At 43.9% G+C, this 21,246-nt stretch carries 23 protein-coding genes and 1 tRNA gene; 22 read left to right on the top strand and 2 right to left on the bottom strand.

The window, feature by feature from the left end; all coding sequences use genetic code 11:
* The 5 genes from noc (at position 1) to ABTV53_RS28895 (ending at position 4,561) form a co-directional block, all read left to right on the top strand.
* The gene (noc, locus tag ABTV53_RS28915; RefSeq protein WP_433749262.1) at positions 1–819 is read left to right on the top strand and encodes a nucleoid occlusion protein; all 819 of its coding nucleotides are present in this window, start codon (positions 1–3) and stop codon (positions 817–819) included.
* Between the two features lie 185 nt (positions 820–1,004).
* Positions 1,005–1,766 (top strand): ParA family protein, encoded by a 762-nt coding sequence (locus tag ABTV53_RS28910; RefSeq protein WP_024629525.1) that lies wholly within the window; start codon positions 1,005–1,007, stop codon positions 1,764–1,766.
* Positions 1,759–2,604, top strand: coding sequence for a ParB/RepB/Spo0J family partition protein (locus tag ABTV53_RS28905; RefSeq protein ID WP_017691423.1), 846 nt, complete (start codon positions 1,759–1,761; stop codon positions 2,602–2,604). Before ABTV53_RS28910 ends, ABTV53_RS28905 begins: the two co-directional genes overlap by 8 nt.
* A gap of 161 nt (positions 2,605–2,765) precedes the next feature.
* Positions 2,766–3,920 (top strand): aminotransferase class V-fold PLP-dependent enzyme, encoded by a 1,155-nt coding sequence (locus ABTV53_RS28900; protein WP_433749258.1) that lies wholly within the window; start codon positions 2,766–2,768, stop codon positions 3,918–3,920.
* Positions 3,921–4,060: 140 nt separating this feature from the next.
* The gene (locus ABTV53_RS28895; protein ID WP_307540945.1) at positions 4,061–4,561 is read left to right on the top strand and encodes a DUF4446 family protein; all 501 of its coding nucleotides are present in this window, start codon (positions 4,061–4,063) and stop codon (positions 4,559–4,561) included.
* On the opposite strand, the gene yyaC is transcribed toward ABTV53_RS28895, so the two are convergent.
* On the bottom strand, positions 4,536–5,141 hold the full coding sequence (yyaC, locus tag ABTV53_RS28890; protein ID WP_036611957.1) for a spore protease YyaC: 606 nt from the start codon (positions 5,139–5,141) through the stop codon (positions 4,536–4,538). The genes ABTV53_RS28895 and yyaC overlap by 26 nt on opposite strands.
* Before the next feature lie 117 nt (positions 5,142–5,258).
* On the opposite strand from yyaC, the gene ABTV53_RS28885 reads away from it, so the two are divergent.
* From ABTV53_RS28885 to ABTV53_RS28870, 4 genes are all read left to right on the top strand, one after another.
* Complete coding sequence (locus ABTV53_RS28885; protein WP_017691427.1) at positions 5,259–5,522, top strand: DUF3343 domain-containing protein; 264 nt, start codon at positions 5,259–5,261, stop codon at positions 5,520–5,522.
* Positions 5,523–5,536: 14 nt separating this feature from the next.
* Positions 5,537–6,478, top strand: coding sequence for a mechanosensitive ion channel family protein (locus ABTV53_RS28880; protein WP_433749255.1), 942 nt, complete (start codon positions 5,537–5,539; stop codon positions 6,476–6,478).
* Entirely contained in the window at positions 6,468–6,677 is a 210-nt protein-coding gene (locus ABTV53_RS28875; protein ID WP_433749252.1) for a DUF951 domain-containing protein, read from the top strand. Before ABTV53_RS28880 ends, ABTV53_RS28875 begins: the two co-directional genes overlap by 11 nt.
* Before the next feature lie 103 nt (positions 6,678–6,780).
* Positions 6,781–6,871 (top strand) — tRNA-Ser (locus tag ABTV53_RS28870).
* Positions 6,872–7,299: 428 nt separating this feature from the next.
* On the opposite strand, the gene ABTV53_RS28865 is transcribed toward ABTV53_RS28870, so the two are convergent.
* Positions 7,300–7,494 carry a YjzC family protein gene (locus ABTV53_RS28865; RefSeq protein WP_036671877.1) on the bottom strand — a complete coding sequence of 65 codons (195 nt, stop codon included), beginning with the start codon at positions 7,492–7,494 and terminating at the stop codon, positions 7,300–7,302.
* Positions 7,495–7,696: 202 nt separating this feature from the next.
* Here ABTV53_RS28865 and rpsF point away from each other — a divergent pair, with 202 nt between their 5' ends.
* From rpsF to ABTV53_RS28800, 13 genes are all read left to right on the top strand, one after another.
* On the top strand, positions 7,697–7,990 hold the full coding sequence (gene rpsF, locus ABTV53_RS28860) for a 30S ribosomal protein S6 (RefSeq protein WP_036611944.1): 294 nt from the start codon (positions 7,697–7,699) through the stop codon (positions 7,988–7,990).
* A 48-nt stretch (positions 7,991–8,038) separates the two neighbouring features.
* Positions 8,039–8,524, top strand: coding sequence for a single-stranded DNA-binding protein (gene ssb, locus ABTV53_RS28855; protein WP_017691432.1), 486 nt, complete (start codon positions 8,039–8,041; stop codon positions 8,522–8,524).
* A 56-nt stretch (positions 8,525–8,580) separates the two neighbouring features.
* Positions 8,581–8,853 carry a 30S ribosomal protein S18 gene (gene rpsR / locus ABTV53_RS28850; protein ID WP_017691433.1) on the top strand — a complete coding sequence of 91 codons (273 nt, stop codon included), beginning with the start codon at positions 8,581–8,583 and terminating at the stop codon, positions 8,851–8,853.
* A gap of 227 nt (positions 8,854–9,080) precedes the next feature.
* Positions 9,081–9,674 (top strand): M15 family metallopeptidase, encoded by a 594-nt coding sequence (locus ABTV53_RS28845; RefSeq protein WP_433749249.1) that lies wholly within the window; start codon positions 9,081–9,083, stop codon positions 9,672–9,674.
* A 726-nt stretch (positions 9,675–10,400) separates the two neighbouring features.
* Positions 10,401–11,390 (top strand): ABC transporter ATP-binding protein, encoded by a 990-nt coding sequence (locus tag ABTV53_RS28840; protein WP_433749246.1) that lies wholly within the window; start codon positions 10,401–10,403, stop codon positions 11,388–11,390.
* Positions 11,391–11,404: 14 nt separating this feature from the next.
* On the top strand, positions 11,405–12,337 hold the full coding sequence (locus ABTV53_RS28835; RefSeq protein WP_433749243.1) for an ABC transporter ATP-binding protein: 933 nt from the start codon (positions 11,405–11,407) through the stop codon (positions 12,335–12,337).
* A 7-nt stretch (positions 12,338–12,344) separates the two neighbouring features.
* Positions 12,345–13,307 carry an oligopeptide ABC transporter permease gene (gene opp4B / locus ABTV53_RS28830; protein ID WP_036611942.1) on the top strand — a complete coding sequence of 321 codons (963 nt, stop codon included), beginning with the start codon at positions 12,345–12,347 and terminating at the stop codon, positions 13,305–13,307.
* A gap of 29 nt (positions 13,308–13,336) precedes the next feature.
* The gene (locus tag ABTV53_RS28825; protein WP_433749239.1) at positions 13,337–14,242 is read left to right on the top strand and encodes an ABC transporter permease; all 906 of its coding nucleotides are present in this window, start codon (positions 13,337–13,339) and stop codon (positions 14,240–14,242) included.
* 19 nt (positions 14,243–14,261) lie between these two features.
* The gene (locus ABTV53_RS28820; protein WP_433749236.1) at positions 14,262–16,088 is read left to right on the top strand and encodes an oligopeptide ABC transporter substrate-binding protein; all 1,827 of its coding nucleotides are present in this window, start codon (positions 14,262–14,264) and stop codon (positions 16,086–16,088) included.
* Positions 16,089–16,337: 249 nt separating this feature from the next.
* Positions 16,338–17,243, top strand: coding sequence for a D-alanyl-D-alanine carboxypeptidase family protein (locus ABTV53_RS28815; protein ID WP_433749233.1), 906 nt, complete (start codon positions 16,338–16,340; stop codon positions 17,241–17,243).
* A 254-nt stretch (positions 17,244–17,497) separates the two neighbouring features.
* Positions 17,498–19,087, top strand: a complete 1,590-nt coding sequence (locus ABTV53_RS28810) for an MFS transporter (protein ID WP_433749230.1) — start codon at positions 17,498–17,500, stop codon at positions 19,085–19,087.
* A 432-nt stretch (positions 19,088–19,519) separates the two neighbouring features.
* On the top strand, positions 19,520–20,554 hold the full coding sequence (locus tag ABTV53_RS28805) for an LCP family protein (protein WP_433749227.1): 1,035 nt from the start codon (positions 19,520–19,522) through the stop codon (positions 20,552–20,554).
* Positions 20,555–20,738: 184 nt separating this feature from the next.
* Positions 20,739–21,164, top strand: coding sequence for a CBS domain-containing protein (locus ABTV53_RS28800; RefSeq protein ID WP_421896019.1), 426 nt, complete (start codon positions 20,739–20,741; stop codon positions 21,162–21,164).
* Positions 21,165–21,246: the final 82 nt, after the last annotated feature.

Genomic DNA, 21,246 nt, shown 5'->3' with positions numbered 1-21,246 from the left:
ATGAAAGAACAATTTTCGAAGTTGTTTGGTTTGGCGGAGCGCAATAACGGAGATGAGATCAAACAGATTCCGGTTAATGAAATTGTGAGCAGCCCATATCAACCCCGTACTATTTTTGATGATGATAAAATTGATGAGTTGTTGCAGACGATCAAAACACATGGCGTAATTCAGCCTATTGTCGTTCGCGTGCGAAATGGATCATATGAGATTATTGCCGGGGAACGTCGCTGGCGTGCAGTTCGAAAACTGGGTTTGGATACGATTCCGGCTATTGTACGTGAATTCAACGATTCTCAGGCCGCATCCATTGCACTGATTGAGAACTTGCAGCGTGAAGGATTGACTTCAATTGAAGAAGCTGTCGCTTATCAGAAGCTGATCGACTTGCATCAATTGACACAGGAAAGTCTGGCACAACGACTCGGCAAAAGCCAGTCAACCATCGCGAACAAAATTCGGTTGTTACAGCTTCCGGACGGTATTAAGGCCGCATTGATGGAACGCAAAATTTCTGAACGGCATGCAAGAGCATTACTTTCTCTGGATACGGAAGAACTGCAAATGAAGTTGCTCGGTGAGATTATCGAAAAAGAATTGAATGTGAAACAGACAGAAGCACGTGTTGCCTTCTACAAGGAATCTTCCAAGATCAAAAAATCCAAACGTGTTTCCTTTACCAAGGACGTAAGACTTGCACTTAATACGATTCGCCAATCCATTGATATGGTAACTGGCTCAGGTCTCGACATCAAAACAAAAGAAGCAGACCATGAGGATCATTATGAGATCGTTATCCATATTCCAAAACGCAAATAATTGAAGCTTATGACGGCAATGGGCCGCTTTTTATGTCTATAAAGCAAGCTAGGTCTGAAATTTTCAAAGAACGGTATAGTGATGGAACGGTAGTTGTTGTTTGTGTGGACGATAGCCGCCTGCTTTTTGTTAACAATATCTCACAACCTACAGAAAAGACTCCTATTTTATTTGAGGTGAAGTAATTGTCTAAGATTATGGCCGTAGCAAATCAAAAGGGCGGTGTGGGGAAAACGACAACATCTGTTAACTTGGGTGCAGGACTGGCTTCACTCGGGAAAAGAGTATTGCTTGTCGATATTGACCCTCAGGGGAATACAACCAGCGGAGTCGGAATCAATAAAGCAGATGTGGCTAATTGTATATATGATGTCATTATTAATGAGGTTCCTCCTCAAGAAGCGATTGTGGAGACTCAGATTGAAGGTCTTCATATCATACCTGCAACGATTCAGCTTGCCGGAGCCGAGATCGAATTGGTGTCCACGATATCACGGGAAGTTCGTCTGAAAAAATCACTCGCCATGGTGAAAAAAAACTATGATTACATACTGATCGATTGTCCACCATCCCTTGGTATGTTAACGATCAATTCGTTAACTGCTTCCGATTCGGTGATCATTCCGATTCAGTGTGAGTATTATGCACTTGAAGGATTAAGTCAGTTGCTTAATACGGTTCGTCTGGTACAGAAACATCTGAATACTTCCCTGCAGATTGAAGGGGTATTGCTGACTATGTTTGATGCTCGGACCAATCTGGGGATCCAGGTTATTGAAGAAGTGAAAAAGTATTTTCAACAAAAAGTATATCAAACGATTATTCCGCGTAACGTACGGCTTAGTGAAGCACCATCTCATGGTCAATCCATTATTACGTATGACCCTCGTTCAAGAGGGGCGGAAGTGTATTTAGAGCTCGCAAAGGAAGTGATTTCTTATGAGTAAGCGGCTTGGAAAAGGTCTTGATGCCCTCATTCCTTCGCTTTCAATTAATGACGATGATAAAGTCGTAGAAATCCCGATTAGTCAACTGCGGGCTAACCCCTATCAACCACGTAAAGTATTTGATGAGGGCGCAATACATGAACTGGCTGAGTCCATTCGTCAGCATGGTGTCATACAACCCATTATTGTTCGTCCTGTATTACGAGGTTATGAGATTATTGCCGGAGAACGACGGTTCAGAGCTTCACAATATTGTGGTAATGCCACCGTACCGGCTGTAGTCCGTAACTTCAGTGATCAGCAGGTAATGGAGATTGCGTTGATTGAGAACCTGCAACGGGAAAATCTGAACGCCATGGAAGTTGCAGTTGCTTATCAGGGGTTAATGGATCAATTCGCGTTGACTCAGGAAGAGTTGTCTGTAAAAGTAGGTAAATCACGTTCTCACATTGCTAACTTCTTGCGTCTGTTATCATTGCCCGAAGAAGTAAAAGACCATGTTTCACGTGGAACATTATCTATGGGACATGCACGTGCGATCGTGGGTGTGAAGGACGAGGTTGTAGTGAAGCAACTTGCCAAACAAACCATTGATCAGCAATGGAGTGTACGTGAGTTGGAGGAAGCTGTTCAACAACTGGATCGTTCCAAGACAGGTGAGGCTAAAGCCAAATCAAAGTTGAAAAAGAAAGATCCATTCATTGATACCTTGGAAGAATCTCTTCGTGAACGTTTCAAAACAACAGTGAAAATCAAGCACAATAAAGATAAAGGTAAAATTGAGCTCAACTACTACAGTCAACAGGATCTGGAACGGCTATTGGAATTGTTACAATAACAGTCGGGTCTATGATTCATTAACAACATGCGGGGCTTACTCATGTCATGACATATCGCCTCTGTACCATGGAGAAACGATATGTCATTCTTTGTTTATAGGGTTATATGTGCAATATGTGAGGCGAAATATATAATTTATGGGACAGAGGTGGTTGTGAGGTGGAGGGAGTTATCTATCTAGATCATGCAGCAACATCTTGGCCCAAACCACCTGCTGTCGGTGATGCGATGTTGAGTGCATTGGAGATTGCCGGAGCCAATCCTGGCAGAGGAAGTCACCGGATGGCTGTTCAGGCAAGTCGTGTATTGTTCGAGGCGAGAAAATCCATATCCAATATTTTTGGAATCAAAAATGCGAATGATATTGCATTCGGATTGAATACGACTGAAGCGCTAAATCTAGCTATTCAAGGCTTGCTCAGAGAAGGCGACCATGTGATTGCCACCATGGCTGAACATAACTCAGTCAGACGACCACTTGAGTACATGCGAAGACTCCGAAATGTAGAGATTGATTATGTACCTGTTAATGCTGCAGGAGCCATTGATCTGATGCAAATGGAACGTATGTTTCGTTCCAATACGAGATTGGTGGTATGTACACATAGTTCCAATCTACTTGGCAGTATTCTTCCTATTGGAGAAATTTCGCTCCAGTGTCGTAAACATCGGGCGATCTTATTGGTAGATGCGGCGCAGAGCGCTGGGGTTATGCCTGTGAATGTACAACAATTGGGCATTGATATGTTGGCTTTTCCAGGGCATAAGGGACTGCTTGGTCCTCAGGGTACAGGGGGCTTGTACATGGCTCCAGAGCTCGATATAGAGCCTTTGCTTCATGGAGGAACAGGAAGTCAGTCAGAAGCTCTGGAGCAGCCAAAGGTGCGTCCTGATCGGTATGAAGCTGGGACGCCGAATACAGTCGGGATTGCTGGGCTGAATGCGGGTGTGAAGTATGTACTTGATCTGACACCAGCGTCCATCTACCAACATGAGTGGGAACTAACCCAACTTATGATGGATGGCTTGTCAGCTGTTAAGGGGATTCGAATGCTTGGTCCAGAGATTGGACAGCCACGTACTGGATTGGTATCTTTTACTGTGGATGGATATGATTCCGCACAACTCGCATTCCGATTAGATCGGAATTATGGGATTGCGGTTCGCTCCGGCTTTCATTGCACACCGCTTGCACACGAATCTGCGGGTACAACTGCTACCGGAGCAGTAAGGGCAAGTGTGGGATACAATTCAACTAGAGAACATGTGGAAGCACTCGTTAAGGCAGTGTTGGAATTGACTGGGGCAGACTAGATTAGAGTTGAAATGATGAACTCATTTGATACAGGGTTGCTTGATTAAGCTTATGGATATCGGGTTGATTTATAATGAATGATAATATTACAGGACAGACGTTAATCTGATCAAAAATATAGAGGGGTAGTTGCACTTACATGGCTGAATTAAACGAGCTGATTCTGGAACAGCTGTTATGGATTATTGGCGGAATGGCATTACTTACGGTGATCTTGCTGATTGTGAGTATTGCTCAAGGGGCGAAGTTACGAAAGTTTAAACGTAAATATGAAGCCATGATGGCTGGCAGTGGAGTAGAGGACCTGGAATCGTTGCTGATCAATCTGAAAATTCAGATGGACAGCATTGAGGATGAACACAAACTGCAAACGAATCAGCTGCAAGTTGTCATGCAAAAGCTGACCCGCATTCAAGGTAAAGTTGGCGTGAAAAGATACAATGCTTATGGAGAGCGTGGCAGTGATCTGAGCTTCTCCATGGCTATGATTAATGATAGCCAGGATGGCATGATCCTTACGGGGATATATAACCGTGACGGTTCTTACGTATATGCCAAACCTCTTAAAGGGGGAGAGTCGACGTATACTCTGTCCCCAGAGGAAAAGGAAGCTATTACTCTGGCACAGCAAGCAGAGTAGAACGTGTATGCCATTCCCGGATGGCCGAGTACAGACTGCTGGATATAATCTCGGACATGCGCATAACAAGACTGAGCCGTGTGTTCTGTAGAACAAAGTATTCCATAAAGCCGCCGACGTTAACGATACCTGTCAGATGGATATCGCCAACCGGCGGTAATTCTTTATTTACCCCCGCACCTGGCTTGAGTGGACCATTCACAACTTGAATGCATCCCACACTGGATGATTGTCCGAGACAGGCATCAATGCCAATCACATAAGGGTTATGGTGTGTTTTTTGAATGTTGTGGAGCGTATCTTGAAGATTCATCGCATGGACTGGTTCATCCAAGGTACCATATAGATGGAATAAAGGGCTGTCCCACTTGGAAAGGGCTGATCCGACCAGAGGACCAAGACAGTCGCCTGTTGAACGATCTGTGCCGATGCAGACAATCACTACATTTTGCAGAGAATGGGCTTTATAGAGATGGAACATTAAACGATGGGTAATGGCCGAGTGTATACCTGGATCGGTATGGGGTATTTTCAAACTGGTCATGTCTTGTGATGAAAAGGAACGCGAAGTAGGATTCATAGGATCTATCCTTTCCCTTGGAATAGTAGTAACAGTATATGGAAAGGTAGAGCGTTTTATACTTCACGAGGACAAGCTTTTTCTCTAGGGTTGGACGTAAGGTGAAAGGAGCCGGACATGGACGAATGGATTAACGATTGGATGCTGATTGCGTTTGATTCAACCCAACAGGCACTGCGTGCTGAAATGCTGTTGGAGTTTGCCGAGATAGAGATTGATTTGTTCCCTACGCCAAAAGAAATTACAGCAGGGTGTGCCCTATGTATCCAGTTTCCAAAAGAGGATCTGGAGCGAGTGCAGAAGATCATTCGTAACGAGTTCGTAGAGATCCGAGGCCTCTATTTTAAAACAGAAGACAGCTATGATAACATACCGATGTAGAGGAGGCATGATGGATGTTGCCATTTCAGTTTGCTCAAGGGACTACATCTAGTGGTACAGCCGCCGCCGTTGGTGAAGCCCTTCGTTGGACGGATAAAGTCTGGAACAAAATTGCAGATCCTGATATGTGGCTTAATATTATGTTCAGCTCAATCCGGATCATCATTATTTTTATCATTACCCGTATTGTCATTAAGGTGGTATATCGAATTATAGATCGTTCCATGGAACGCAAGCAGGAAGGCAAGATTCGCGTGAATCCGCGCAGATTCGTAACCGTAGGGGAACTGTTGAAAAATGCGACCTCCATAACATGTAATTTCATTATGATTCTGCTATTGTTATCTGAGATCAACATCCAAGTTGGGCCGCTCCTCGCGAGTGCCGGTGTGCTTGGGCTTGCCATTGGTTTTGGTGCTCAGGGGCTGGTCAAAGATGTTATTACGGGTTTCTTCATTATATTGGAGGACCAGTTCGCTGTGGGGGATGTTATTCAGACGGGAACCTACAAGGGAACGGTTGAGGTAATCGGACTTAGAACAACCAAACTGGTCAGCTGGCAAGGTGAGGTGCATATTATCCCGAACGGAACGATTGCAAGTGTAACGAACTACTCCATGTCGAATTCGCTGGCTGTAGTGGATATTCCGATGAAGGCGGACTTAAGTCTCGATGAGTCGGTACATCTGGTGAAGAAGTCTTTGGTCGGGATTGAAGAGCGTGATCTAAATATTGTGAAGGTGCCGGATGTGCTCGGTATACAGTCGATGTCTACATCTGAATACGTGGTGCGAATTGTGGCTGAATGTATGCCTAACTCTCGTGCTTCTGTGGAACGTCAGATTCAGGGCGATGTGAAAAAAACGCTGGAGTATCATGAGACGAGCAATCAAGCCGCATTGGAACAGGCAGTAGCTTTGGATAAAGATGAGGGGGATGGCACAGGTGGAGCGTAAAAGTTTCCAGCTTGGGGATATCGTGCAGATGAAGAAGCAGCATCCCTGTGGCAGCAATGAGATGGAGATCATTCGTATGGGTATGGATATTCGGATCAAGTGTGTCGGATGTAAACATAGCGTATTGATTCCAAGAGCGAAATTCGAGAAAAACATGAAGAAGGTACTGCGTTCAGCCGAAGATTCCATTGAATCCTGATCTTGCAATAAATTGGTATACAGTAAGCATAATAACGTTTACATGCAGGCTCCGTATGAGTGTTGCGTTCTGTAAATGATCATGCTATAATCAATATTGCTGCGGAAAGGTACCCAAGAGGCCCAAGGGGGCTGACTCGAAATCAGTTAGGCGTGTCACAGCGTGCGTGGGTTCGAATCCCACCCTTTCCGCCACTTCAATTATAACTTACTCAATACACATTGAGTTTAATAAAAAGATCGATAAGAAGACTTTCCATTAGGAAAGTTTTTTTTGTATAACGTTTTATTGAATATGTATAGAACACGTATCCATCATTAATGACTAAAACGAAAAATAAAGAGCCCCAAAGGGCTCTTTATCCGGCGGTGCATTTGTTTGTTAGGAAACAATCGGTCGTAACAATCAGAAACCTGGTGTACTGCACGTAGCAATACGCGTGCTTAAGACGAAGGGCCTTACTACACTTAACCACTTGCTTCTTAAATTACGTGATGAATCTCCAACAGCGAATGATCGGCTTCGTTGTCCAACGGAACCACACCTCTCTCGTGCACCGCCTAATTGTATTATGTGCTTTATTCTGTTTTATATACACATGGATCGAAAAAAAGTATTGCAGTCAATGAACGCGGGCTTTGGTCAGCTTCTTCCACTTGCGATTATGATTGCTTGTTTCGGGAAAAGCCTCACCTTTTTGCAGTGTTACCCGCTTGGGGTTCTGAATTTCCGTGACAAAGCTTTTTTCCCCAACTTCCGTGTACTCTCCATCGTTTGGTGCTTTGTCTCCTGGTTCAAACTCGGTTTTTTCACCCATGATAAAACCTCCTCTGCAGATTATGTTACATTGTTGCTTCTGTAGTGTGCTCCATAGCCGGGCTGATCATGTGCCAATATGTACAGGGAACGTTTGCTTGCACTTTGACTCGGTATTTGTTATATTAATATAGTTCGAGTTTGTGCTCGTTCCTTGCTCTCAACCTGGATTGAGGGCCAGAGTCCATAAGGAGGTGAAAATTATGCGCAAATATGAAGTGATGTACATTATTCGTCCTGACATTGAGCAAGAAGTTGTTCAAGCTACAGTCGATAAATTCCAAGGCATCATCTCCAACGGCGGTGGTGAAGTTACAGCTCACGACGTTATGGGTAAACGCCGTCTTGCGTATGAGATCAAGAAATTCCGTGATGGTTTTTATGTTCTGGTACATTTCACTGCTGAACCAGCAGTTGTAACTGAACTTGAGCGTCTCATGAAGATTTCTGACGAAGTAATTCGTTATCTCATTACCAACGACGTTAAGTCTGCTTAAGACTACTCGTGATTAACGCACCAATACGCTCTGAAGGAGGGGATTACATTGTTGAACCGTGTCATTCTGATCGGCCGGTTAACCCGGGATCCTGAGTTGCGTTACACTCCAGCAGGAGTAGCAGTTACGCAATTTACTTTGGCAGTGGACAGACCGTTTACAAGCCAAGGGGGAGAAAAGGAAGCCGATTTCATTCCGGTCGTAACCTGGAGACAGCTTGCCGAGACCTGTGCAAACTATTTGCGCAAAGGACGCCTGGCTGCAGTCGAAGGACGCATTCAAGTACGGAACTACGAGAATAACGAAGGAAAACGTGTATACGTGACCGAAGTTATTGCCGATAATGTTCGTTTCTTGGAGTCAGCTAACCGTGATAATAGCGGTGGCGGCGGTGGACAACCAATGCGTGAAGAGCCTTCTTATGGAGGCGGCGGACGCGCGAACAATAACAATAATTCGCGTAGCAACAATCAGGATCCTTTTTCCGATGACGGAAAACCGATTGATATATCGGATGATGATTTGCCATTTTAACATGAGCTGATACTCTTAGGAGATATGGGTTACATGATAGGAAAGGACTGAAAAGCATGGGCTTCAAGCAAAGAGAAGGCGGAGACAACGATAAAAGACCGGCACGTCGTGGCGGCCGTAATAAACGTCGTAAAGTGTGCTTCTTCACAGCTAACAAAATTACTCACATCGATTATAAAGATACGGACTTGCTTCGTAAATTTATCAGCGAACGTGGAAAAATTTTGCCACGCCGTGTAACAGGTACTAGCGCTAAATATCAACGCATGCTGACGATTGCAATCAAACGCTCCCGTCAAATCGCATTATTGCCATACACAACTGAGTAGTTTTTACTCAGCTTGCATACGAAGCAGTCGGCTTACAGCCGGCTGCTTTTTTGTATATATCAATATAAGTAACAGAACTAACAGGTCCACTCTAACAAATGGAAGAATCCAATACTGTGGTGGAGAAGCATTCAAGGCTCAAATGAATTATAATAGAATCTAATCTACTGAAAAGGTTCAGGCAGCAGGAATAGCTGTTTATTTCAGAATAAACACCAGGAGTGGATATGAATACATCAAAACGTAAAGGCAAACAGAGAAAAAAGAGAAGTCTGAAAACCTGGATTATAGCTACTCTTTTACTTTCCATTATATATGTATGGTTACAGCAAAAAGGGGATATAGATAACGTGTGGCCCGGGACAACAACCCAAGAAGCTGTGCCGATCACAGGCCTGCATCCTGTGGTAGCAGAGAATGAGAAATTATTGGTACGTAAGGCAGCAAGACGTGGAATAGAGATTGTGATCACCCACGGCTACCGAAGTTCCGAGGAGCAAGATGCTCTATTTAACCAGGGTCGCTCAAGTGCAGGCAATATCGTTACGAATGCGCGTGGTGGTGAGTCATATCATAACTATGGATTAGCTATTGATTTTGCACTGAGGACGCCTAAGGGTGATGTAGTGTGGGATATGGAACGTGACGATAACGGCAATGGCAAGGCAGACTGGATGGAGGTTGTGGATCTCGCCAAAGAGTTAGGTTTCACTTGGGGGGGAGACTGGGCAAACTTTCCGGACTATCCTCACTTGCAGATGGATTTTGGCTTGAGTATCAATGAGTTAAAACGTGGTAAAAGGCCTCCTGACTCTCAGTAAAAGGTACTATATATACACTTAAATGAATAAATATTAGGCAAGCTCTGCATTTTGCAGGGCTTTTTTCTTTCTTTTGTAAAATAAATGATAAAAGATGACAAATTGGTCTTTACATTAGCAAATAAATAAAACTATACTAGATTAACTAGATTTTTTACTTTGATCACGCATATCATTTCAATTGTAAGCATACGACTCCGATTAAATAAAATTCAGGTATAGCTCGAGATATAATCTCCACTTACATATATGACATTTACATCACGCAAAATCAAGAATATCTACTTAAATCAAAGCATACACATACACTAGATGTAACTATTATGTTATGTATACGTTACTTTTACTAATTGCCTATGTACACCTCACAGCCAAAAACAAGATAACGCCTCTCAAATTCCCTGCTAAATGCCTTTATAGTATTACTAATATCCAAATCTGTACTATAAAAAACATTTATACCAAAAATCTCAAAATAAGCATTGACGTTAGCTAAAATTACACGTATGATTACATTAATTATTTTGATATATAATTCCGCTAGGAATTATCAACATTAATTGACCAATGGTCTAAATATAAGTCTCTGAAACTTGTTTCTCCTAACAATTTGGTATTTTGTATAAGCTATTGTTCGTTATCTTCAAGAACTTGGGAATATACAGTGGATGCATTCCTCTACACACGAATACAATCTACGGAAATTATGGGGTTAGGGTGATTGATTTGAATACAGAGCTATTGGAAGTCAGAAATCTAACAACATCATTCAGAATTGAAGATGACTATTATGCAGCAGTGGATCACGTTAACCTTAAGGTGAAGAAAAATGAAGTGTTGGCGATTGTAGGTGAATCCGGGTCAGGTAAAAGTGCTTTTGCATTCTCTCTTATGGGTTTGCATAACAAAGCAAAAATTGAAGGCCAGATTCTCTATAAAGGACAAGATATTGCCAACATCTCCCCAAACAAGTTAAACAAGCTACGCGGCAAAGAAATGGGCATGATTTTTCAGGATCCATTGTCCGCACTAAATCCTCTAATGATTATTGGTGAACAGATTGAAGAGATTCTCACTCTTCATCAGTCCAAGCTGTCTTCCAGAGAGAAGAGAGAAAAGGTCATTCACTTATTGAATCAGGTAGGGATTCCACGTCCCGAACAAATATACAAGCAGTATCCCCACGAATTATCTGGTGGTATGAGACAGAGAATTGTTATCGCAATTGCGATTGCCAACAAACCAGAACTACTCATAGCCGATGAACCAACGACGGCGCTTGATGTTACGATTCAACTACAGATTCTGGAGCTGATCCGTGATCTGAAGAATGAAATTAACGCAGGCATTATTCTGATTACACATGATCTGGGTGTCGTAGCTGAGATGGCTGATCGCGTAGCAGTTATGTATGCAGGCGAAATTGTTGAAATCGCAGATATCTTCACATTGATGAGCGATGCGAAGCATCCGTATACCCGCTCACTGTTGAATTCTATACCCACCCTGTCTGAAGAAAGATCCAAATTGCATGTCATCCAAGGCATCGTACCATCACTCAAAAATCTTCCTCGCAAAGGGTGCAGATTCAAAGCTCGAATTCCATGGATTAGTGAATCGGCTCATGAAGAGAACCCGCAGATGCATGAAATTGCACCAGGTCACTTTGTACGGTGTACCTGTTACCAGCACTTTCATTTCCCTGACCAAAGCTGAGGAGGAATAACATAATGGCATTACTCGAAGTAGAAGGACTCAAGATACACTTTCCGATTCGCGGCGGATTGCTTAAACGGGAAATTGGCAGTGTAAAGGCTGTTGATGGTGTTAGCTTCTCCATTGAACAAGGACAGACTTATGGTCTGGTTGGTGAATCAGGTTCAGGTAAGACAACAACAGGCAGAGCCATTATCGGGCTAAATCATGTCACTGACGGAAAGATTCTGTTTAACGGCAAAAATCTGGCTACGGAGCGACGTAAGAACAGGCAGCTTCAGCGGGATGTACAAATGATTTTTCAAGACCCATATTCATCACTGAATCCAAAGAAGCGTGTTATCGATATCATCGCTGAGCCGTTTCGTAACTATGAGCGTCTGACAGCGACCGAGGAGAAAAGACAAGTAAGAGAATTACTTGAAAAGGTTGGTCTGAGTCCGGAGTCAATCTATAAATATCCACATGAATTCTCAGGCGGTCAGCGTCAACGGATCGGCATTGCACGGGCTATTGCACTGAAGCCGAAGCTCATTATCGCTGATGAACCAGTATCTGCACTCGACGTATCAGTACAGGCTCAGGTACTCAACTTCATGCAGGAAATCCAAAAAGAATTAAATCTGACGTATCTGTTCATCAGTCACGATCTGGGTATCATCCGTCATATGTGTGATCAGATCGGAATTATGTATAAAGGTCGATATGTGGAACAGGGCACAACAAATGATATTTTTGAGAATCCGCAACACATCTATACCAAACGTCTCATTGCAGCCATTCCGGATATGGACCCAACCAAACGAGAGGAAATGGTAGCCTTCCGTCAACAGGTCAAATCCGAGTATGAACATTCATACCGAAATTTCTTTGATGAGGAAGGGCTTGCATACTCGCTCAAATCCATTTCCGATACTCACCGAGTAGCTCTACCTCAGAAAGGTTGAAGGCCATATGTGGAAAACGATAGTACGCAGAATTATCATAATGATCCCTCAGATCTTTTTACTAAGTCTTTTGGTCTTTCTGATGGCCAAGGCTATGCCGGGCGACGCGCTAACCGGATTGCTTGATCCAAGCGTTGATCCCAAAGCATTGGAAGCCCAGCGAGAGAGACTGGGATTGAATAATCCCTGGTACGTGCAATATTGGGACTGGATCAAAAACGCCATCCAAGGTGATTTTGGACAATCCTTCCGATTCAAAATGCCGGTTACGGACCTGATCGGTCAGCGTGTAGCGAACACATTCTGGCTCGCACTGGCGACACTTGTACTGACTTACCTGATCGCTATTCCACTGGGTATCATCAGTGGTCGTTACAACGATACCTGGTCTGATCGGTTGATCACAGGATACACCTACCTGGGCTTTGCCGCACCATTGTTTATCTTCGCACTGGTGATGGTATGGATCTTCGGATTCCACTTCGGCTGGTTCCCGACGGGAGGAAGTGTTGCCCCAGGACTTACACCAGGCACATTCAGCTACGTCATGAGTAAGTTCTATCATCTATTATTGCCAGCACTATCCATGGCACTGATTACAACGGTATCTACGGTTCAATATTTGCGTAGTGAAATCATTGATATCAAACATAAGGAATTCGTTATTACTGCCAGAGCCAAAGGCGCCTCGGAATCCCGGATCTACAACAGGCATATCTTGAGGAATTCACTATTACCTATCGCCGCGTTCTTCGGATATGAGATTACAGGACTTATCGGGGGTACGGTATTTATCGAAAGTATATTCAGTTATCCAGGTATGGGGCAGTTGTTCCTGAGTTCCATCTCACTACGTGACTTCAGCGTTGTGACTGCACTCGTATTGTTGTATGGCGTAGCTTCCATTCTCGGGGCATTGCTGTCTGACATAATTCTAGGAATTGTAGATCCGCGTATACGGATCAAGTAAGAACTTGAAGATTTCGGGGTGAAAACAAGATGAGCAAGGCCAACGAGGTAGTTGTAACTTCACAAAAGATTGATAAAAGCCCCTCCAGCTTGAGTATTTTATGGAGGGAGCTTGTCAGAGATAAGGTGGCACTAATCTCGCTCATTTTCTTGGGCTTGGTCATGTTGCTGGTATATGGCACGTCTCTCATCCTGAATCAGGATGATATCGTACGCGTGGATCTGTTTGCCTTATATGAACCACCATCCGCGAAATATTGGCTTGGAACGGACTATGGAGGTCGTGATGTATTTGGCCAACTGGTCATCGGTACACGTAACTCCCTGACCATTGGAATTATCGTAACGTTAATGACTGGCTTCATAGGTATCTTCATTGGCCTTTTATCCGGTTATTTCGGTGGAATGATAGACAACCTGTTTATGCGTGTTGTTGATTTCTTCATGATCCTTCCGATGTTGATGATTGTTATCGCGTTTGTTACGGCAGTACCGAAATACAATATCATCTCGTTCTCTCTAATCATGACGGCATTTCTCTGGATGGGTATCGCCAGATTGATTCGCTCCAAAGCATTACAGGAACGGGAACTGGATTATGTAAAAGCTTCTAAAACATTGGGCTCTTCTCATCTGAAGATTATGCTCTCACAGGTTCTTCCGAATCTGAGCTCCATTATCATCGTAACGATGACATTGAATCTCGCTGCCAACATTGGCCTCGAATCCGGGCTGTCTTTCCTCGGGTTTGGTTTTCCCGAAAGTACGCCCAGTCTTGGAACACTCGTAAGTTATGCACGTAATCCGCAAACCCTGGAATCCAGATGGTGGATATGGCTACCCGCATCAGTACTGATTCTGGTATTGATGTTGAGTATAAATAATGTCGGTCAAGCCCTAAAGCGTGCGACTGATGCAAGACAAAGAAGAGGTTAAAAAAAGGGAGGAAAGGTTCATGAAAAAGGGATTATTTTCACGGGGACTATTTTTCACGATGATGTTGGTCTTTGTATTGGTGCTCGCAGCGTGCTCTGAGAAAGAAGCAGCTACTCCGGCTCCAACTTCCAACACAGAAGAGGGAAAAACGGAGGAAAAACCTGCTAATGAAGAGGGCGTTTACTCCATTGAAGACTTCAACAATGTCAAAACGAATGAAGGCACTGCGATCGAGGGTGGATCGATTACATTCGGACTTGTATCGGATACTGCTTTTGAAGGTACACTGAACTTTAACTTCTATTCCGGTAACCCGGATTCACAGGTTCTTCAATGGTTTGATGAAGGTTTGCTAACTTGGGATAAAGACTATGTGTACACCAATGATGGTGCTGCAACATATGAGACTTCCGAAGATGGCAAAACGTTCACACTGACCATTCGTGACAATGTAAACTGGCATGATGGAAAGCCGGTAACGGCTGAAGATTTGCAATTTGCTTATGAAGTTATCGGTAACAAAGCATATGATGGTCCACGTTATGACTCTAACTTTACTAGCATAGTGGGTATGGATGAGTATCATGCTGGAAAAGCAAAAACAATCTCTGGTATTAAAGTGCTGAGCGACAAACAAATCAGCATTACGTATAAAGAATCTACTCCGTCCCTGCTGACAGGTGGCGTATGGACGTATCCACTCGCTAAACATATCTTCGGAGATATGGATGTAGCGAAAATGTCTTCTTCCAAAGAAGTACGTGAAAAACCAATTGGTTTTGGTCCATTTAAAGTGGATGTCATCACTCCAGGTGAGTCTGTAACTTTTGTTAAGAACGAAGACTACTGGCGTGGGGCTCCGAAACTGGATAGTGTAACTCTGAAAGTTATCAACCCGACAACGGTTGTTCAAGAACTGAAGTCTGGCGGGGTAGACCTTGTGGATGCATTCCCGACAGATCAATATAAAGACAATGCGAACCTGTCCAACGTAGAATTCCTGGGCGCAATCGATCGTGCTTATACGTACATCGGTTTCAAACTGGGTACGTGGGATGAAGAGAACGGAAAAGTTGTAAGCAATGCCGAAGCAAAAATGGGCGACAAAAACTTGCGTAAAGCAATGTGGATGGCTGTAGATAACGATCAAGTAGGTAAACGTTTCTATAATGGCCTGCGTTGGAATGCAACAACTCTGATTCCACCGTCTCACCCAGAATTCCATGATTCCAGCAATCCGGGTGTAGCATATGATCCAGAAGCAGCGAAAGCATTGCTCGACGAAGCTGGTTACAAACTGGATGGTGAATTCCGTACGAATCCGGATGGAACACCACTCGAAATCAACTTTGTATCCATGACTGGTGGCGACACAGCTGAACCATTGGCTCGTTATTATGTTCAATCATGGGCTGCTATTGGTCTGAAAGTAAACCTGGAAATGGTTGAGTTCAACAGCTTCTATGACCGTGTAGGTAACACAGGTAAAGATGATCCGAACATTGATGTGTATCAAGCCGCATGGGGCGTTGGTATTGACGTAGATCCATCTGGTCTGTACGGCCGTGATGCACTCTACAACTTCTCCAGATTCTCCAGCGAAGAGAATGACAAATTGCTGGCACAAGGTATCTCTGCAGAAGCATTTGATGTAGACAAGCGTAAAGAGATCTACAATCAATGGCAGCAATACATGGTAGATGAAGTTCCTGTATTCCCTACACTGTATCGTGCAGTTGTAGCACCAGTGAACAAACGTGTAATGAACTATGCAATTGGTGATGGAACAGGCGTTTACCTGAGCGACCTGCAAGTTAATGCAGACAAAGCAGTTGTAGCTGAGTAATACTTTTTTCCATTAGCAGTTGTAAGGATTGGGGTCCTTTACGAAGTCGGTTGCTAGATTATAATGAAGAATTCTCCTGGGAGATCGAACTAAAGTGTCTTTTAAACATGGATTCTGTACACTCTGGCATGGGTGTATAGAGTTCATGTTTTTTTGTAACCAAAAAATAAAAAAAATTTAACTTTTTTCAAAAAAGTGCAGACAAAATGCCTTTTCACTTCGTCTATATAGGTAAGAGGTGATCATCTTATGAAAAAATGGTGGAAACGGGCAGGTATGCTTCTGGCTCTGCTGCTCATTATATATTTGGGTGTAAAACCGGACATGCTGGTAGGCAAACCGGGAATTAAAGCTGAATCTGCAGTATTAATGGATATGAACTCCGAACAGGTCTTAATGGATTATAACGGCTCTCAAGAGATTGCTCCAGCAGGTGTCAGTAAGTTGATGACAGAATTGTTAGTGATGGAAGCTGTAATTAATGGAGATATCCGGTGGGACGATCTCGTTAACGTGAGTCTATATGCCAGTTCCGTGGGTGGCAGTCAACTGACCCTGAAACAGGGAGAACAGTTCACTGTTCAGGAGTTGTTCCAGGTGGTAGCTATATATTCAGCGAATGATGCAGCAGTTGCTCTGGCTGAACATATCAGTGGTACAGAGCAGAAGTTCGTGCAACAGATGAATCAGAAAGCAACTCAGATTGGGCTGTCTGAAAATACACATTTTACGAATTCAACGGGCATCAGTGAAAAACTGCTCGGTCCTCACCGTCCGATGGAAATACAAGGGCAGACCTTAATGACGGCTATAGATGCATGCAAGCTTGCGCGATATTTGTTGAATAACCATCCCGAGATTTTAAGAATCTCCAGTCAAATGCAAGTATCCATGCATCAGAAAGGGATGTACATGAGTAACACGAACTGGATGTTGTCCTCCATTGGTGGGCCGTATGCTTATGATGGAAATGACGGATTGAAGACCGGGTATGATGAAGAGTCCGGATATCATTTTGTGGGGACAGCTGAACGTGATGGCAAAAGGCTGATATCAGTTGTATTTGGAACAGATACTCGTGAAGGGCGTTTTGTGGAGACTCGGAAGTTGTTCAACTATGGATTTTCGGGAAACCGAGTCAGACCAGATCATTGAAGCATTACGCAAGCGTTAGTACGTTAGATAAGATATGAGGGCTGTTTCACAGATTCGCCTGAACCTGTGGCAGCTCTATTTTATCGAATCAGAGGAAAAAATTGATCCTTACGATTATATTATTAAATTGACATATGGATTTCTTTTGTTTTAAAATGACCAGTGAGTCATTGTTATTCAATTCAATTTGATATATATGTACCAAACCAACTGTACGATACTGAATTTACGATCTGATCGGGAGGTAACATGTGATGCAAAAACAAATGAAATGGCCGCTAATCCTGTTTGCCATAGGAGTATTTATGGCGGCGCTGGATAACGGGATCATCACCTCTTCACTAACCACCTTAAATGCATCATTTGGTGTGTCGCCAACGTGGGGGGCATGGACAATTACGCTCTACACGCTGGGGCTTGCGGTGAGTGTTCCTATTGCGGGCAAGCTGTCGGACCGTTATGGTCGCAAGAAACTATTTTTGATTGAAGTGGCGTTGTTTGGGATCGGGTCGCTGCTGGTCGCGCTAAGCACATCGTTTACCTTTTTCCTGATCGCTCGTGTCATTCAAGCTTTGGGCGGCGGGGGGATTTTTATCATTGCCAGCTCATACGTATTAAGCAAGTTCCCGGCGGAGCGTCAGGGTACAGCTTTGGGTCTGCTCGGAGGTATGAATGGTGTCGCTGCCATATTGGGGCCCAATGTTGGTGCTTTTATACTGGACATTACGGGCAACTGGCATTGGTTATTCCTGATCAACGTGCCTATCGCCATTCTGCTATTCATTGCAGGTATTCGATTTATTCAGGAAGAGCAGGAACTGAATCGTGCAGCAGTGGACTGGAGCGGTATTGCTGTCCTAACGTTGGGTATACTCAGTTTAATGTATAGCTTCAGCAATCTGGACGGTGTGAACATGCTTCAAAGCCTGGGATCACCGGTGTTCTACGGCTTTTTCTTGGCAGGTGTAATCATTCTGGTGCTCTTTTACTTCATGGAAAAAAGGCTGGAAGGATCTGAACGTGAACCTGTTGTATCGACACAACTTCTGGGCATTGCGTCCTTTCGCTGGACGCTGTTGATTGCCTTTTTCTCCGGAGCCATCCTGGCCTCGGTGATCTTTATTCCCGGTTTTGTTGAACAGTATCTCGGCGTATCCAATACGGCATCCGGATACTGGTTTACTCCACTCGCGCTGGCATCCGGCATTGGGGCAGGTGGAGGTGGTTACCTCGTTGACCGCAAAGGGCCAATCTGGACGTTATCGGTTGCCGGGCTATTATCTGCCATTGGATTTCTGCTGTTCCCATTGTGGGTAGAGCATATCTGGCAATTTGTCATTGCGAGTACACTTGTAGGGATCGGCTTCGGCATGATGCTTGGTGCACCAGTAAACGTACTTGTCACAGAACAGGCAGGGGAGAACAACAAAGGCATCGCGGTAGCGACCAGCTCGTTATTCCGCCAGATGGCGATGGCTATTGCACCTACCATTTTTGCCGGATTCCTGGCACGTTCTTTTATTAATCTGGGATCCAACATTCAGGCAGGATTCGCTGACAAAGGAATTCAGGTGCCGCCCGAGATGTTACAACAATATGCCTCGGGAGGGGCATCAGGGAGTGATGTCTCCAGTCTGACAGCGGGCCTGTCCCAGATTCCTGATGAAGGTATCCGAGAGGTGTTACTTCAGGCAGTGCATCAAACGACAGGGCAGGGTTACAATGGCCTTTTCTGGTCTGCGGTGGTATTCAGTGGGCTTACGCTGGTAGCTGCGCTTATAACGGGACGTCTGCGTCAAAAAGAGAAGAGCCATCATGTGGAAAGTGTATCCACGAACGGATAGGATCGTGTGTGAAAATGAAGAGAACAGTGTACCTTTTGAAACTAAAAAGGAGTCGCTGTTCTTTTCAATTTAACCGGATTGTAACTTTTCTTGCTCCTGCAATGATTACAATAGAACGAGCGTAAGCGGTGTCTTGATTCGAGAGAGAGAAAACTTCAGAGAACACCGAGTCACAAGGCATCCCAGACGTTTAATTGGTATTATATAAGTTCAACGAATCGTTACACTGCATCACTGCGAGTTCAGAGTAACCTTCCGATCGCTGTTATCCCCGGATTTTTTGATTTCCTTTCCAAAGGTAAAAATCCGGTAATAAAGGCGAGCGCTACGCTTCTTCAGGTTTTCTCTGACCTCTCCGTTATTTGTGTAAATATTAGATGAAACTTATATAGCCAGGCAGTATCATTTTCATAGTGAAGAAGGAATCAATGGATGAAAAGCAGAACTAAAGATAAGAAGAAGAAAAGAAGAAAAGGCCTATATATAACGCTTGTTTCACTTGTTGTTTTGTTAATCGGAGGTTATTTGTTCCGTCAGCAACTGGCTGTAGCGGCATTTGATCTGTTTCTCGCGGGTTCCGTAGAAGATCAGCTATCCCGCTCTTATGTACCGCAAGAAGGCAATAATACGCCTGATCCAACGGTATACCGTAAGGAACCATTCTCCGTATTACTGCTCGGTTCGGACAAACGCGCCTATGAGAAAACGCGTGGACGTTCTGATACCGTGATCTATGCTGTAGTACGTCCGAAGGAATCTCGTGTGCTGTTGGTGTCCATTCCACGTGATACGTATGTGCAGATTGTGGGACGGGATGCGAACAAGGACGGCGTAGATGATTATGATAAGCTGGCGCATGCCTATGCTTTTGGTGGGGAGAATATGTCCATCAATACCGTAGAGAAATTTCTTGATGCTGATGTGGGTTACTATGCAACGATTAACTTCGACGGAATTAAAAAAGTGGTTGATGCGCTTGGTGGTGTAAAACTGCCAATTGATGAGGACATTGTGAACAAGAACCCGGATCATGTTCAATTCACGATTGAAGGCGGCAAGCCGATCTATGATGGGCAGGAAGCACTGTATTATGTAAGATACCGTGAGGATAGCGATTTTAATCGTACCAAGCGGCAACAGATTTTCCTGAACGCGATGGCGAATGAGATGCTGAATTTGAATCAAATCGCCAAAATTCCGGAATTGATTCAGATCATGGGGGACAGCTTCCAGACGGATATGCGACCTTCCTTCATTATTGATCTGGCTAAACAAGTGCTTACTCAGGAGAAACCGCAGATTTCAAGCTTTACCATTCTGGGTGAGGGTATGAAAAAAGACGGTATCTATTATGGTCAGGCTGACGAGAAAGACGTCCAATATGCCAAAGAGCTGATTAACAACTGGATGGATCAATCGACCCCAGCCGGTGAAGTAATGATCCCTGACCGGCAAAAGATTGAATAACCAATTCCATACCAATGATGTGTTGTAGACCACAATCAGCAGTACGTTTATTCGCGGGCTGCTGTTTTTTTTCTTTGTAGTGAGAACTATTATCCTTTTGGAACATCCTGCGTTCTGATCCGTATAATATAAGTTGAGCGAGATAAGTTGAACGAAGAAATTCATAAGGAGGATACACAAGGGTATGAATATCGCATTTTTTTTGCTACCCAAACAAGAGGTTACGTGTGTGACGTCGGATTCTACGCTGCGGCAAACGTTGGAACGGATGGAATATCATCGTTTTACGGCAGTGCCCATTTTGAATAAAGAAGGCAAATATATTGGTACAGTTACCGAAGGCGACTTGTTGTGGTATATGAAGAATGCCGAGGGAAAGATTACATTTGAAAACGCTTCAAAGTTCTTGCTCAAAGACGTTCCACTTCGCTTGGATATTAAACCCGTATCCATTGACGCCAACATGGAAGACCTGATTAATCTGGCTAAAGTTCAGAACTTTGTTCCTGTGGTCGATGACATGGATCGGTTCATTGGTATTGTCAGACGGAGTCAGATTATTGAGTACTGCGAGGGCATTGTAGCCAAAGAATCGATCAAGGCCAAGTAAGGCTGTTATGAATTTAAACATTATTGTGTCATTAGGGATAATCACAGCCATCCGGTATCATGTTAAACTTAAGAAGTCCTGA

The sequence above is a fragment of the Paenibacillus amylolyticus genome (assembly GCF_050990605.1).
In the GTDB taxonomy this organism is placed as follows: domain Bacteria; phylum Bacillota; class Bacilli; order Paenibacillales; family Paenibacillaceae; genus Paenibacillus; species Paenibacillus amylolyticus_H.
This window is presented reverse-complemented; position numbering and strand designations above follow the sequence as displayed.